This is a genomic window from Streptomyces sp. NPDC007808 (genome assembly GCF_042868655.1).
In the GTDB taxonomy this organism is placed as follows: domain Bacteria; phylum Actinomycetota; class Actinomycetes; order Streptomycetales; family Streptomycetaceae; genus Streptomyces.
Window position 1 is genome coordinate 868807 of the sequence record NZ_JBIAEQ010000002.1, and the last position, 13654, is coordinate 882460.

16 protein-coding genes are annotated in these 13654 nt (G+C 71.4%); 5 read left to right on the forward strand and 11 right to left on the reverse strand.

Features of this window, described 5'->3' with window-relative positions; all coding sequences use genetic code 11:
• Positions 1 to 125 precede the first annotated feature (125 nt).
• The 11 genes from ACFYNL_RS10105 to ACFYNL_RS10155 form a co-directional block, all read right to left on the reverse strand.
• Positions 126 to 407, reverse strand: a complete 282-nt coding sequence (locus tag ACFYNL_RS10105; RefSeq protein ID WP_388799529.1) for a PqqD family protein — start codon at positions 405 to 407, stop codon at positions 126 to 128.
• Positions 407 to 1204, reverse strand: coding sequence for a hypothetical protein (locus tag ACFYNL_RS10110; protein ID WP_388799532.1), 798 nt, complete (start codon positions 1202 to 1204; stop codon positions 407 to 409). The genes ACFYNL_RS10105 and ACFYNL_RS10110 overlap by 1 nt, the downstream gene beginning before the upstream one ends.
• A 28-nt stretch (positions 1205 to 1232) precedes the next feature.
• Positions 1233 to 2261 carry a diiron oxygenase gene (locus ACFYNL_RS10115; protein ID WP_388799534.1) on the reverse strand — a complete coding sequence of 343 codons (1029 nt, stop codon included), beginning with the start codon at positions 2259 to 2261 and terminating at the stop codon, positions 1233 to 1235.
• Entirely contained in the window at positions 2179 to 2850 is a 672-nt protein-coding gene (locus tag ACFYNL_RS10120) for a pyridoxamine 5'-phosphate oxidase family protein (protein ID WP_388799537.1), read from the reverse strand. The genes ACFYNL_RS10115 and ACFYNL_RS10120 overlap by 83 nt, the downstream gene beginning before the upstream one ends.
• The gene (locus tag ACFYNL_RS10125) at positions 2847 to 3590 is read right to left on the reverse strand and encodes an SDR family NAD(P)-dependent oxidoreductase (RefSeq protein ID WP_388799540.1); all 744 of its coding nucleotides are present in this window, start codon (positions 3588 to 3590) and stop codon (positions 2847 to 2849) included. Before ACFYNL_RS10125 ends, ACFYNL_RS10120 begins: the two co-directional genes overlap by 4 nt.
• Positions 3587 to 4621 carry a Gfo/Idh/MocA family oxidoreductase gene (locus ACFYNL_RS10130; RefSeq protein WP_388799543.1) on the reverse strand — a complete coding sequence of 345 codons (1035 nt, stop codon included), beginning with the start codon at positions 4619 to 4621 and terminating at the stop codon, positions 3587 to 3589. The genes ACFYNL_RS10125 and ACFYNL_RS10130 overlap by 4 nt, the downstream gene beginning before the upstream one ends.
• Position 4622: 1 nt before the next feature.
• A complete protein-coding gene (locus ACFYNL_RS10135) occupies positions 4623 to 5408 on the reverse strand; it encodes a hypothetical protein (protein ID WP_388799546.1) in 786 nt (261 codons plus the stop codon).
• A 67-nt stretch (positions 5409 to 5475) separates the two neighbouring features.
• The gene (locus ACFYNL_RS10140) at positions 5476 to 6423 is read right to left on the reverse strand and encodes a hypothetical protein (protein WP_388799549.1); all 948 of its coding nucleotides are present in this window, start codon (positions 6421 to 6423) and stop codon (positions 5476 to 5478) included.
• Positions 6420 to 7076, reverse strand: a complete 657-nt coding sequence (locus ACFYNL_RS10145; RefSeq protein ID WP_388799552.1) for a dTMP kinase — start codon at positions 7074 to 7076, stop codon at positions 6420 to 6422. Before ACFYNL_RS10145 ends, ACFYNL_RS10140 begins: the two co-directional genes overlap by 4 nt.
• Positions 7070 to 7930: an HAD family hydrolase gene (locus tag ACFYNL_RS10150; protein ID WP_388799555.1), complete on the reverse strand. Its 861-nt coding sequence runs from the start codon at positions 7928 to 7930 to the stop codon at positions 7070 to 7072. The genes ACFYNL_RS10145 and ACFYNL_RS10150 overlap by 7 nt, the downstream gene beginning before the upstream one ends.
• Entirely contained in the window at positions 7927 to 8607 is a 681-nt protein-coding gene (locus ACFYNL_RS10155; RefSeq protein WP_388799558.1) for an HAD family hydrolase, read from the reverse strand. The genes ACFYNL_RS10150 and ACFYNL_RS10155 overlap by 4 nt, the downstream gene beginning before the upstream one ends.
• Before the next feature lie 256 nt (positions 8608 to 8863).
• Here ACFYNL_RS10155 and ACFYNL_RS10160 point away from each other — a divergent pair, with 256 nt between their 5' ends.
• The 5 genes from ACFYNL_RS10160 to ACFYNL_RS10180 are packed head-to-tail and all read left to right on the forward strand — an operon-like array spanning position 8864 to position 13553.
• Positions 8864 to 10045: a hypothetical protein gene (locus ACFYNL_RS10160; protein WP_388799561.1), complete on the forward strand. Its 1182-nt coding sequence runs from the start codon at positions 8864 to 8866 to the stop codon at positions 10043 to 10045.
• On the forward strand, positions 10042 to 11085 hold the full coding sequence (locus tag ACFYNL_RS10165) for a formyltransferase family protein (protein WP_388799564.1): 1044 nt from the start codon (positions 10042 to 10044) through the stop codon (positions 11083 to 11085). Before ACFYNL_RS10160 ends, ACFYNL_RS10165 begins: the two co-directional genes overlap by 4 nt.
• Before the next feature lie 4 nt (positions 11086 to 11089).
• Entirely contained in the window at positions 11090 to 12055 is a 966-nt protein-coding gene (locus ACFYNL_RS10170) for a nucleoside-diphosphate kinase (protein WP_388799567.1), read from the forward strand.
• On the forward strand, positions 12052 to 13380 hold the full coding sequence (locus tag ACFYNL_RS10175) for an aminotransferase class III-fold pyridoxal phosphate-dependent enzyme (protein WP_388799570.1): 1329 nt from the start codon (positions 12052 to 12054) through the stop codon (positions 13378 to 13380). The genes ACFYNL_RS10170 and ACFYNL_RS10175 overlap by 4 nt, the downstream gene beginning before the upstream one ends.
• Positions 13377 to 13553: a (2Fe-2S)-binding protein gene (locus tag ACFYNL_RS10180; protein WP_388799573.1), complete on the forward strand. Its 177-nt coding sequence runs from the start codon at positions 13377 to 13379 to the stop codon at positions 13551 to 13553. The genes ACFYNL_RS10175 and ACFYNL_RS10180 overlap by 4 nt, the downstream gene beginning before the upstream one ends.
• Positions 13554 to 13654 lie beyond the last annotated feature (101 nt).

The following is a 13654-nucleotide window of genomic DNA, read 5'->3' on the forward strand; positions in this document are numbered from 1 at the left end:
CCGGGCGGGAAATTCCCGAAAACTCTCGGAAAAGCATTTCAGGGAAACGCCCCCAAGCCGTCCGCGACGTGCGCGAACGGCTTATTCAGCACCCATTCAGGATGCTTTCAGGACGGAGAATGAATTCAGCTGGACAATTTCACCAGCTTCTCTTCGAGAAGCCACTCCAGCATTTCGGTGGTGTCGGTGAGCGCCGTGCCGGCGTCGATGCCGTAGTGCTCGGCCACCGAGCGGGCGATGTCCGCCACCCGGTCGGTGCCGTCGATACGCCGCCAGATGAACGCCGCCACCTCGGGCAGTTCGTACGCCTGGTCGTAGCGGGCGAGCAGGATAGCGCCCTCGGAGGACCTGATGCGGACCTCCAGACGGTGCCGGGGGACGCTGTGCGCCTCGATGTTCGCCGCCATCAGACCTCCGCCTCCATGGAGATGCGCCGGACCCAGCCGACGACGTCCTCGATCCACCGGTCGGGTTCGGCGGGGTCGTAGTCGCGCATCGTCTCGATCGCCCAGTACTGCTCGAACGGCAGGACCGCCGGCGCCGCGAATCGGTACTTCCTGGACCGCCACTTGGCGGTGGTGCCGTACTCCCCGTGGTGGGCCAGCAGCGCGTCCGCGGCGTATCCGAAGGCGAGCTTCACGGTGAGCAGCGCGCTCTCCGCGTCGCCCGAGCCGAGTTGGCCCAGGGCGTCCTCGGCGAAGGTGTCCGCCTGGTCCAGGCTGTGCGCGACGATCGTCCGTCCGAAGGCGGACGCGTGCAGCAGCCGCTGCTGCTGCGCCAGCCACTCGGTGCCGTCGAGGGCGATGGCGTGCCCGAGCTTGACCAGGCAGTCGCGCTCGAACTGGCTCAGGGTGGCCCCGGTGTCGCGTTCACTGCGGTACGCCTCCCAGGACACCTTCTCCATGACCTGCCGGTACTGCTCCGCCAGCCAGAACTCGACGTCCCCGCGCCGGTCGTCCAGGGCGGGAACCGCCACCGGTACCCGGTCCGGCACCAGGGCCACCGGGTGGAAGTCGACGGCGCCCTCCGCCGGGAACGGCGTGTCCGTGACGACGTACAGGTCGAGGTCGCTGGTCTCGTTGCCCCAGCCCCGTACCAGCGAGCCGGCCGCGTACACGCATCGGTACGCGTCCGGGAGCAGTCCCTGCTCCCGGAGTTGGCCGAGGAGGCGTGGGCCGTCCTCGGGGGTGATCGTCTGCACCATCGGCATGTCCTTTCACATCGGTCGGGCCTCAGAGCAGCCCGTGCGTCGCGAACTCCGCGCTCACCTGTTCGTCGTCCAGTGCCCCGACCGACTCGAAATGCCGGACCGTCTGCTGGGCCACGCTTTTCGCGTACGCCTCGACGGCCGCGTCCGGGAAAAGCTCGGCCACGATGCGCTTGGCGTCGTCGTGGGAGAAGCCGTAACCGGTTATCTCCTTTTCCACCGAGGGCACGTCGGGATCGGTGAATATTCGGATCAGCCGGGGCACCTGGAGCGCCGCACGCTTTCGAGTGGCGGGTGTCAGCTGTCCCCACAGATGGCGCAGGAAAATCGCGAAGTAGGCATGGTGCCGGCCTTCGTCGAGCGCGTGGTCGCGGACGGTCTCACGGACGGCCGGGGCAACGCTCGTGTCGTTCCACATGCCCGCCAGCTGTGCCGTGATGAGTGTTTCCGACACGATGACGAAGAGGATTTCCGTGAGCGCGGCGAGGTCGTCCTGGCTCTCCTCCAGGAACCGTTCCAGGCGGGTGATGAAGTAGGGCACCCGCGGCAGTTCCGCGTCGACCTCGGTCAGCTCGCGCACCTGTCCCGCGAGGTCCGCCGAGAACAGCGCGTGGTAGGCCTCGTCGCAGTAGATCTTGAAGGCGTCCAGCCGCATGGCGTCGGGCACCCGCACGCCGATGGTCCCGTGTGCGATGCCGAGCGCCGTGCGGTTGACCACCAGGTGCTCCAGCTTCGCGGTGAAGTCCAGGTAGCGGTACAGATGCCGCACGAGCACGTCGCGGTAGACGTCCGGACGCTCGTCGCGCAGCGCCTCGATCAGCGGATGGGAGGCCAGCGGCACCAGCTCGGGAGCGAAGAAGCCCTGCCCGTCCTGGAGGGGGGTCAGTTCGCGTCGGCTCGCGGCGCGGACGGTGGCCCGCTCGTGCCAGTTGCGGAACGGGCTGACGTAGTCGTCGTCCTCCGCGGCCGGGTCAGCCCGCTGGTCGAGCAGGGCCTGCTTGGGGCACAGGCTCACCGCCGAGCACCCCATGAACAGGCCGACTGTGCCGCACATGCTTCTCTCCTCCTGCTGCCGTGGCCGGCCGCTTGCTCAAGGGCGGGTCGGACTGGTTGCGGTTGATCCGGCCGACGTCCCACAGATCGGCGAAACGGCTCGCCCTGCCGCAGTGGTAGTACGCCTCCTCGACGTGCACGAGCGACCCCCACAGCAGCCGTTCGCGCTCGTCCGCGTCGAGCGGGAGCGCCGGCCAGCGCGGATCGGTACGCGAGAGGGGTTCGGCCCGCCCGTTGACCCGGGCCGTCTCCGGCATGCCGGGCAGGAGGAAGAGCAGGCCGACGCCGGGGTCCTCCTCCAGGTTGCGCAGGGTCTGCAGCAGCCTGTTGCCGGACTCCTCCGGCACGAACAGCGTCCGCTCGTCGAGGACCCGTACGAACCCGGGGGGACCGCCTCGGGGCGAGGCCGTGCAGCGCCCCCGCCCGGTCGTGCTCGCCATCACCACGTAGGGGGACAGCGAGATGAACCGGCACAACCAGGGGTGCAGCACCGGTGAGAGCTTGGCCTGCACCCGTGGCAGCGCAGGGCCCCACCGCTCGGTGAGCTCCTCGCGTACCGAGCCGGGCGGCGGGACGTCCGACGAGGTCACGGCACCATCACCGCGCCCCCGTTGACGCCCAGTGTCTGGCCGGTCAGATAGCCGCCCATGTCGCCGGCGAGGAAGACCACGGCGTTCGCCACGTCCTGTGCCCGGGCCACCCTGCCCAGCGGGATCTTCTCCCCCTCGGCCAGGAACCCTTCCTCGTCCAGGCCCGGTTGGGCGGTCCTCGTGACACCGGGGGCGACGGTGTTCACCGTGATGCCGTGCACGCCGAGGGCACGGGCCAGCGACTTGCCGAGGGCGACGAGTCCGGCCTTGCTCGCGGCGTAGTGCGCCCCCTTGGGCGACCCGGTGAAGGCCGCGCTCGACGACACGTTCACGATCCGCCCGCCGCCTTGCGGGATCATCATCGCGGCCGCCTCCTGGGCGCAGAAGAACGCGCCCTTGAGGTTGGTGTCGAGGACCAGGTCCCACAGCGCCTCGTCGAGGTCCAGGACCTGTGCGCGCGGGAAGACGCCCGCGTTGTTGACGAGCACGTCGAGCCGGCCGAACCGGCGGCCCACCGTCTCGAACATCGCGGCGACCTGCTGCCGGTCCCGTACGTCGGCCTCCACCGCGAAACAGCCGTCGGCGAGGTCCCCGTCGGCCCGCTCGGCACCGGGCGGGTGGTTGACCGCGACCTGCGCGCCCAGCGCGGCGAGTGCCCCGGCGACGGCCCGGCCGATGCCGCTGCCGCCCCCGGTGACCAGGGCGGTGCGGCCCCGCAGGGAGAGGGACCCGGAGTTCACGGGCGGTCTCCCGTCTGCCGTCGCACCTCGTCGAGTACGCGGTAGACCTCCAGGCACGCCGACAGCGGCGAGTCGCTGGGTTCCCCGTGCAGGACGCTGCGGTGGAAGGACTCCAGTTCGGTCGAGTAGCCGGTCCGGCCGTAGCCGCCGCGGCGACCGGGCCATGTGTGGCGCAGCGTCTCCTTGCCGTCGAGCACACCCACGCCGGGCGTTCTCGACGGGCGGCTGAGCGTCAGCGTGTTGAAGTCGTCGAGGACACCGACGACGGACTGGTCGGTGACCAGCTCGCAGCGGTACTCCAGGCGGTTGGAGTAGTTGCCGAGGAGCAGGGTGGCCAGCCGCCCGTCGGCGTACTCCAGGAGGACATGGAGCGCATGGCGGTCCGTGCCGATGTCCGCGCGTCGGGCCGTGACCCGGTCCGGGCCGCCCAGTTCGCGCAGGACCAGGTCGACGGCGTGGGTGCCCAGCCCCTGCAGCAGGCTGTCCGTCACCGTCGCGCAGCCCCACACCGGGGACGTGGGCTTGGCCGAGACCATGCGCAGGTCGACGGTGCGCACCGTGCCGTGGGCGCGCAGGGTGTCGCGGAGTTTGCGGTAGGACTGTCCGTAGGGGAAGTTGAAGCCGACGAACGCCACCGTGCCCTCGGGCGCGCCGCGTTCGTCGACGGCGAGCTTCTCCAGCGTCGCGGTGTCGGGGGCCGGGGGCTTCTCGACGAAGACGCTGATGCCCCGGGCCAGGGCCCGCGGTACCACGTCGGCGTGCAACTGCGGGGAGCCGGCGACGATCAGGGCGTCGATCTCGGCCGTGCCCTCGCCGTCGACCAGGTCGGTCCAGTCGTCGGTCCACAGGTCCGCGCCCCAGCGCCGCGCGGCCTCGGCGGCGGCGTCGGGCCTTCGTGCGGCCACGGCGGTCAGCCGGGCGCCGTCCAGCACCGACAGGGCGGGCAGCAGGTTCTCCTGCGCATGGGTGCCGGGGCCGATGAGCCCGTAGCGCAGTGCCGCCCGCCCGGGCATGAGCCGTCGGATCGACATGTCAGATGATCCCCAGCTCTTCCAGCCGGCGGCACCAGTAGTGGTACTTCTCCTTGGTCATCTGGCGCTCGGCGCGGCGCTCCGCGGACTCGCGGTCCTCGCCGACCCGCCAGAACATGGTGCCGACCTCCGCGGCCTCCGGCTCGACCTCGGACAGTTCGCCGCGGGTGCCGTCCTGGCCCTGCCGCATCTGCCGCAGCGCCTCCTCGCGCCCCCGGGCCTCCTTGAACATGACCGGCGCCCGGTCCTTGACCGGGTTGCCGCGCAGGACCAGGGAGATCGTGCCCAGCTCGGTGAACGGGGTGGAGTGCAGGGCGTTGTGGTGGATGGTGAAGCACTCGCCGGCCTGGTCCTGGTGCAGCATCACCGGCTGCACCTCGTCCGGCAGGGTGTTCTCGTCGAAGCCGTTGCGCGCCACGTAGTTGCGGTGCAGGTAGGTGCCGCGCAGGACGAGGTTGGTGAAGGAGAAGCGGTGGTTGTGGGCCAGCTGCTGCTGGTGGTCGGTGGACATCCGCAGCCGGATCCGCAGGCCCTTCTCCACGTCGTCCCACAGGACGATCTTGTCCTCGACCACGTCCTCCTCGCACTTGGCCCACAGATAGGGGTCGTGCTCGACGGCGAACAGCAGCTTGCGGAACAGCGCCTTGTCGGCGGCGAACTCACGGATGAGCCGCTGTGTCAGCTCCGCGGCGCGGGGCAGGTCGTCCCAGTCGATGGGGCCGACGTTCTCGAAGAGTTCGACGACGGTGTTGTTGACGTGTACCCGGTCAGCCGTCTCGATGCTCATGGGTGGTTTTCTCCTCTGGAGGGCACCGGTCGTGCGGTGCGGGAAGGGAACGGGACCGCACCGGGCGTCAGATGACGCCGAGCTTCTCCAGCCGGTCGCGGATCTGCCGGTAGGCATCGAGGCCCATGGCCTTCTGCTGGCGGCGCTCCTCGGGCTCGTCCTGGCGGCCGAAGCGCCACCACAGGGTGCCCTCCTCCTTGTCCATGATCACGGACCGGTCCTTCTCGGCCGGACCGCGCAGGAAGAGGGAGACGGTGTCGGGCGTGGTGAACGTGGTGTGGATGGCGCTGTGGTGCATCGTGTAGCAGCTGCCCGGCCCCTCCCAGCGGACGATGTGCGGAGTGAGCCTGTTCAGCTGGTCCTTCACCCGCGGGTCCGGGTTGTGGCGGTTGAGGTACTGGCGCGCCTGCGGGTCGGGTCCGTCGCCGTACAGGTCGCCGTCCATGTGGTACCAGGTGTGCGTGTAACCACCCGTGACGATGCGGCTGGAGAAGGAGAACCGGTGGTCGTGCGGGCGGTCGAAGTGGTCCTCGGTGGAGATGTGCAGGCGCAGCCGGACGCCCCGGTCGAGCGCGTCGTACAGCACGATGTAGTCGAGCAGCTGGTGCCTCTCGCACATGGCGAGGAGCTCCGGCTTGTTCTCCACGTCGTAGACCAGTTTGCGCAGGGACTCCTTGTCGTCCGCGAGACGCTGGACGACGTCGCGGGTGGCTTCGCCCGCAGCTTCGAAGTCGTTCCAGTCGACGGTGAGCCGGTCGAGGTGGTCGATCACGCTTCCTCCTTGGTACGGGGGCGGTTCGGGCAGTGGCCCGCCGTGCGGTGCCGGCGGTTGCTCGGCGGCTCGGGCGGCGAGCGCTTCCTCGTGCGCCCGGCGGATGTGCAGGGCCGCCGGCGAGGTGGCGCCCGGCAGCCGGGCCAGCTCGTCCGCCGGGCGCCGTCCGGCGATGACATCGGCGAGGGTCTCGGCGTAGACGTCGAGGTCGGAGGTGCCGACCACGTCACGGGTGGGGCTCACGGTGTCCTCCTCAGCGCCCGCGCCGCGGTCACGACGGTGGCCGCGGTGCGCTCCGGCGGGTCGTCCGGGTCGGGGGTCAGTACGAGCCAGCCGCGCTCCTTCGCCATGCGCAGCAACTCCTCGCGTACGACCGCCTGGTAGGCGCAGAAGGATGCGCGCGGTGGGCCGGTGAAGCCGTCCCAGCGGCCGATCTCGGTGTCCTTGAAGTCGTCGCGGCGCGACCAGGCGACCTCGGGCGGGACGTCCAGCAGGACCGTCAGCGCGGGTTCGGGGACGGGAGCGAACAGCGACTCGACCCAGTGGGGGTCCAGCGGTTCGCGCACCAGGGTCTTGGCGATGTTCCGGTAGTACCAGCCGTCCATCACGGCGAAGGTGTGCTCGTCCGCCAGTTCGGGGCGCAGCCGGGCCAGGCCCGCGTACCACGAGGCGATCAGCAGGATCCAGTGCGCGGCTCCGTAGGTGTCGCCCTGCTCCTCGGGCGAGGCCCAGATGAGGTCGCGCAGCAGGGCGGCCCGGGCGGCGGTGCCGGGGTCGGCCGGCGCCATGTCCTTCTTGTCCGCGCAGGTGGTGCGGTCCGGGTCGAGCTCGCGTGCGACGAGGCCGGCCACGGTGGACTTCCCGCTGCCGTCGATGCCCTCCATGACGATCAGCACGGCGCGGCTCCGTCCAGCAGGTGGCGGACGATGCCGTCCTCGTCGTTGGTGGCCGTGACGGCGGTCGCCCGGGCACGGACGGCGGGGTGCGCGTTGGCCGGGGCGACGGTGCGGTCGGCGACGTCGAACATGGGCAGGTCGTTGAGGTGGTCGCCGTACACCGTCAGCGGCAGCCGCCCGAGCCCGGTGGACCGCCGGAGCAGACCTACGGCGTGCCCCTTCTCGGCCTGCGGGTGCGCGACCTGGATCTCGGTCCAGCCGGGTACGTAGCGGTTGGCGGCCGCCAGGACGCCGGCCGTGCCGCCGAGAGCCTCTTCGAGGACGGTGACGGCGGCCTTGGCCTCCTCGTCGGGGACGAAGGTGATCACCGCGGCGGTGTGTGTGCCGGCGACGGCGGCCCTGGGGTCCGCGCAGGCGGTCAACCGGGGGTCGCCGTACGCTCGCTTCTCCTCCACGTACCAGGCGAGGGCGGGGTTGCCGCACGGACCGTGCAGGACGCGGTCGGCGGTGCCGTCCCAGGTGGTCAGTACCGGTTCGGCCGCCAGGTGCGCGAGGGCGTCGAGTGCGGTGGCGGCCGCCGCCTCGTCCAGCGTCCGGTGGGCCAGGTGGCGGCCGGAGGCGAGGTCGGTGAGGAACGCGCCGTTGAGTTCGATGACGGGCAGCGTCAGCCGCACGCCCGCGAGCAGCCCGCGCATGGCGACGGCGCTGCGGGCGCTGGCGACGGTGAGTCGGGTGCCCGCGTCCAGCAAGGCGTTGAGTCCGTCACGGGCGTACGCGCTGAGGGTGGCGTCGGACCGCAGCAGCGTCCCGTCGAGGTCGAAGACGTGCAGGCCGAGGCGGCGGTCGTCGGTCATCGGCGGGTCTCCTGCAGCGGCCTGGCGGGGAAGAGCGCGGGCAGCAGTTCCCGCAGCTCCCCGAGGGATGCGACGATCCGCTGGGCCTCGCCGAGCCGGGTGCGCGGAGTGAGCGAGGCCAGGCCGACCACCGTCATGCCGGCCGCTCGTGCGGCGGCGACTCCTCGTGCGCTGTCCTCGACGACCAGGCATGCGGCGGGTGCGACACCGAAGTGCCGGGCGGCGTGGAGGAAGACGTCCGGGGCGGGCTTGGGGCGGGCCACCTGGTCCGCGCCGAAGATCCGGCCGGCCAACCGCGGGGCGAGTCCGGCGACTTCGAGGGAGAGGGCGACGCGGTCCGCGGTGTCGTTGGAGGCCACGCAGTAGGGGACGCCCCGTGCGTCGAGATCGTCCAGCACCTCGTGGACTCCGTCGGCGGCCGTGAGTTCGCTCGCGAAGAGGTCGAAGAGCCGGGTGTGGAACCGGGTCGAAAAGTCGTCGGCGAGGACCGTGCCGGTGCGTCGGCGGACCGTTTCGACCACGTCCGCGAAGGACTTGCCCAGGTAGTGCTCGACGGCCTCGGCGAACGTCGTCGGCACCCCCTCGTCGGTGAGCATGCCGGCCAGCAGTCGGTTGCCGAGGCGCTCGCTGTCCACGAGGACACCGCTGTTGTCGAAGACGACCAGCTCGTGCTCCACCCCTGACCCCCGACTCGTTGCCTGCAATTGCCAGATCAACATAAGGATGCTTGACAAGCAAGTCAAGCCCTTACAGATCGCCTTTGACAGGCCAGGACGGCAAGGTTCGCACGCCAAAGGCCGGTTCAAGCACGGGAATCTACCCCCTTGCCTAAAGGGATTCCGGTGATATCGTCAACGCTCGTCCAACCAGTCTGTCAATGTCTGTCAAGTTGCCTTGACAACACCGTCAGCAGGAACGCGAGAGGGATGAAAGATGGAGAACCTGTCTGGCTCGGCCGAGCAGACCCACACCCCGCTGCTTCCGGTGGAGGTCCACTGTCATGGCTTTGCCGGCGTGGACTTCTCCGAGTTCTCCCTGCTCGACCTCGAACTCCTCGAGCAGGTATGCGCGCGGGAGGGGGTGCTCAGCATCCCGACCCTTTATCTGCACCACCACCGGCTGGGCGAGTTCGAGAAGTTCATGCGCCGCTACGACGCGATGCGCCGGGCCGGGCGCATCCCGCACGTCGTCGGCGTCGCCCTGGAGGGGCCGCTGCTCTCCAGCCACGGCGGCACGCCGGCCGACACCGTGTGGGCCCCGACCCGCGCCGAATGGGAACGGCTGGCCCGCCTCGGTGACTTCGGCCTGTGCTACATGGTCCTCTCCCCCGACGCCTTCTCGCCCGCCTCGGACTTCCACGGGCAGACCTTCGACCGCCACCCCGGCTTCGAGTGGATCGTCCCGATGCTGCTCGGCCACGGGGTGCGGCCCGCGCTGGGGCACTTCACCCGCACCGACCCCGGCCTGAGTGCCCGCCTGGTCAAGGACATCGTCGACATCGCCTGGGACACGGAGTGGAACGGCAAGGGCGCCCGGGTGGTGACCGACCACCTGTTCAACGACATGCCGCTCAACATCCGGCACGCCTTCCGCACCACGCGGGCCCGCGCGACCCGTGACGCGACGCTCGCCTCGTACGACCTGCCCGGCTGGACGCTGGACGCCATGGACGAGATCGCCGGACCGGTGCCCGCGGCCATCATGCGCGAGGCAGCCGCCGGGCGGATCGCCGCCTGCATCAACTTCGACGGCGAGCACGTCGACCTGGCCATCGCCGGCCGCGCGGTCAGTCTCATGGGACTGGAGAACTCCATGATGATGACCGACCGCTGCGACTCCGCACGGCTGGGCGGCCAGGACCTGACCCAGGGCGAGGAGAACGGCCTGTGGTACCAGGCGGGAGGCATCGTCGCCGCGGGCTCCCAACCTCTGGCCCAGCAGATGCGCAACGCGATGGGGCGTGACATCAAGGGCCGGCAGCTGTGGGACCTGGCCGCCGGCACGGCACACCGCGCCTTCGGGATCACCGCCCTGGAGGCAGGTCAGCTTCCCGACGGCATGCTCGCGGCGACCCACGAGCAGTGGGCGTCCCTCGACGTGGCGGACGCCGCATGATGACGGGCATCGCCACCGCGGACGGCACCCGGCTCACGGACGGCACCCGCCCCACCGGGGGAACCGGGCTCACCGGCGGCACCAGGCCCACCGTCGCCACCCAGCCCACAGGCGCCACCGGCCTCCCCGACGCGACCGGCCTCCCCGACACGCCCGAGCCCACCGACGCGACCGGGCTCAGCGACCCGCCCACCGACCCCACCCCCCTCGGCGCGCAGCCCGGCCTCGCTCCGCTCCCCCTGCGCCGGATCAGTTCCGACGGGCCGTTGCGGATCGGTGTCCTCGTCTCCGCCACCGGTGCCAACCTGCGCACCCTGATCGACATGCAGCACGCGCAGCCGGACCGGTACGAGGTCGCCCTCGTCGCCTCGCACGGCACCCGGTCCAAGGCCCTGGGCCTGGCCCGCGACCACGGGATCGAGGCCTGGCCGGGTGACTTCGACGCCCACTGCGGAACCGCCTCCCGGGCGAAGGACCCGGCCGAGCGTGCCGCCTACCGGCGGCGGGCCCGGCAGTGGCACGACCGGCTCGGTTCCAGGATCGCCGCCTGGGAGGAGGACAACGGTGCGCTGGACCTCGTCGTGCTGGCGTACCACCGCTGGATCGAGGGCGAGCTGCTCACCCGCTACCACGGCCGGATGATCAACCAGCACCCCGGTGACCTGACCGTGCTCGACGAGGCACACCGCCGGGTCCTGATCGGCAACGACCCGGTCACCCTGGCCATGGACCTCGGTCACACCGCCACCCGGACGTCCTGCTTCCTCGTCGACCGGAGCCACGACGGCGGCGCACTGCTGTGCCAGGGCCCGCCCGTCCCGGTCCGGCGCGGGGTGGACCCCGGGGCGCAGGAGCTGGAGCAGAAGCGCCTCAGTGACCGCCCCTGCCTGGAGTGGACCGTGCGGGCCTTCGCCGACGGCTCGCTCGCCCTGGGCTCCGGCACGCATGCCGACGGAAGCCGGGTCGTCCTGGTCGACGGCGTCGCCACGCCGCTCGGCGGCCGACGGCTGACCGCCCACGAGACCCCCGAAGGGATGTGACGTCGTGCCGTACTCCGCGATCGGCGCCGGGGCCCTGGATCCGCTGACACGCGATCCCCGGAAGGCCGAGGCCTACCGCCTGGACCCCTACATGCGCGAGGCGCTGGATTCACTGGCCCCCATGCCCGACCCCGGGGTGCTCGACCGCCACACGTTCGTCGTGCTCAAACCCGACGCCGTGGCCGGACGCCGCTGCGAACTGATCCTCGGCATCCTGCGGTCGGAGGGCTGGCACCCGGTCGCGGCGACCACCGTGCGCTTCGACCCCTTGCTCGTACGGGAGTTGTGGCGCTACCAGTTCAACGCCGCCTCCGCGCAGCGCATCGCCGTGGTGGACCCGCTGCTGTCCACGGGCCGCAGTCTGCTGGTGCTGCTGGAGGACCGCGACCGGCCCGCATGGCTGCCCGCCAGCGCACGCCTCACGGCCGCCAAGGGTGCGGCGGAGCCCTCCGCCGCGCGCAGCACCGACCTGCGCACCCGGATCGGGCGGGTCAACGGGCTGTACAACTTCATGCACACCGCCGACGAACCGGCCGACGTGGCCCGGGAGTTGCAACTCTTCTCGTACCAGGCGGGCTGGGACTGGTGCGCGGGTCCCCTCTTCGGCACGGCGGCACCGGGCGCCACCGACCCCCGGGAGACGGTGACGAGGCTGCTCGCCGAGGTGGAGGCCGAGATCCCGGCGCACGACCTGGACGTCGACGCCAGCCTCGGCCGCCTCGCCGCGCAGCAGGGGCCGTGGGGGGCCTGCGCCCGGGACTGGCCGGAGCCGGGACACGTCGAGGAATGGCTCGGTGTGCTGCGACGGGCGCCGCTTCCGCCCGGCAGTGCCCGCTGGGACGTCCTGACCGTCCTCACCAGCTGGATCGACTGCAACGAAGCGGGCGTCCGCCCGATCATCGCCACCGGGACGGCTGACGCCTGGCGCGCCTCGGCGGGCGAACCGACCCGAGAGGCGACGTACGCATGACCACCGCCGTCCCCCCGTTCGCCGGAGCGGGCAACCTCATCTACCGCGCCGAGGAGGTACCGCGCTTCGTCCGTGCCGAGGGCAGCTACCTCGAAGCCGCCGACGGGCGCCGCTACCTGGACGCCGAGGCCGCCAACGGCACGGTGGCCTGGGGCTACGACCGGGAGATCCTGCGGGAGGCCCTCGCCCACTGCGAGGACCTGCCCGCACTGCCGTCCTTCTGCGAGTCCGAGCTGCGGCTGGACGTGCTCCAGCGGCTGGAGCGGCTCTTCGGTGAGGCCATCGGTGCCCCCGGACGCGTCGAGCTGGATCTGGGGGGCGCGCAGGGCATGGAGACGGCGCTGCGCATCGCGTTCAGCGCGGTCGGACCGGGCACGGTCGTGGTGTTCGAAGGCGCGTTCCACGGCAGGTCCGGCGTGACCAGCATGCTCAGCTCCAGCCCCCGCTACCGCGAACTCCTCGCTGCCTGGGGCCTGGAGGTCGTACGGCTGCCCAGCCCCGACTGCGGTCGCTGCCCGCACGCGAGCCCCACCGCGACGGCGTGCGGGAAGGGGTGCGTCGCCGCGGCCACCCGATGGGGCTCGGAGCTCTCCGGTGTCGGCGGGGCCGGCTTCGGACGCAAGGTGAGCGCCTTCGTCTTCGAGTCCGTGCAGAACGTCGGCGGCATGGCCGAGCCGGATCACGCGCTGCTGCGAGCGGCGGTGGACCACGCCCGCGCGAACGGTGCCGTGGTCATCGCCGACGAGATCTTCACCGGCATGCACCGGACCGGCCCGCGCTGGGGTTTCCAGCGCTCGGGGGTCGCCCCCGACGTGGTCGTCGCCAGCAAGGCGCTGACGAACGGCGCCGCGGCCCTGAGCGCGGTGTGGGCGCGCGAACCGCTCGCGGCCCCGCGGACCTACCGGCCGGGCAGTCACTCCTCGACCTACATCGGCATCCCGCACGCCCTCGGGGTCACACGGGCGGTCCTGGACCGCTGGGACGCCTGGGCCGACCCGGCCGCGGACATGGACGTGCTCGCCGCACGACTGACGGACCGCCTGAAGCGTCTGCAGGCCGACCACCCCGCCCTGGTGCGCGACTGCCAGGCCTTCGGGGGCGCCGCCCGCCTCGTGCTGACCGGCGACCACGCCCCCGCTCTGCGGCGGCTGTGCCTGTCGGCGGACCCGCGCGTCGGGCTCATCGTCGCCTCGACGGGGATGGCCCCCGACGTGATCAACATCCATCCGCCGCTGGTCGTCGCAGAACGGGACCTGGATGTCATGACGGAGGTCCTCGACCGTGCCCTGAGCCTGCTCGGCGGGAGCGCGGAGGGCGGCTCATGACCCACTGCCCGACGGAGGACCCGCTGATCTGCCTGTGCGCACACGTCCCGGAGAGCGTGATCCTCGCGGCGAAGGCCTCGGGCGCCCGGGACGTCCCCGCCCTGCGCCGGACCACCGGCGCGAACACGGGCTGCGGGGACTGTCTGACCGATCTGGAAGAGCTCCTGGAGTGACGCCTCGTGGCAGCTGCCGGTCATGTCCGCCAGCTGCCAACGGCAAGCGCTGACACCGGGCTTGCCGGCGTTCAGGATCAGAGGGACATGGGAGAGAGGAC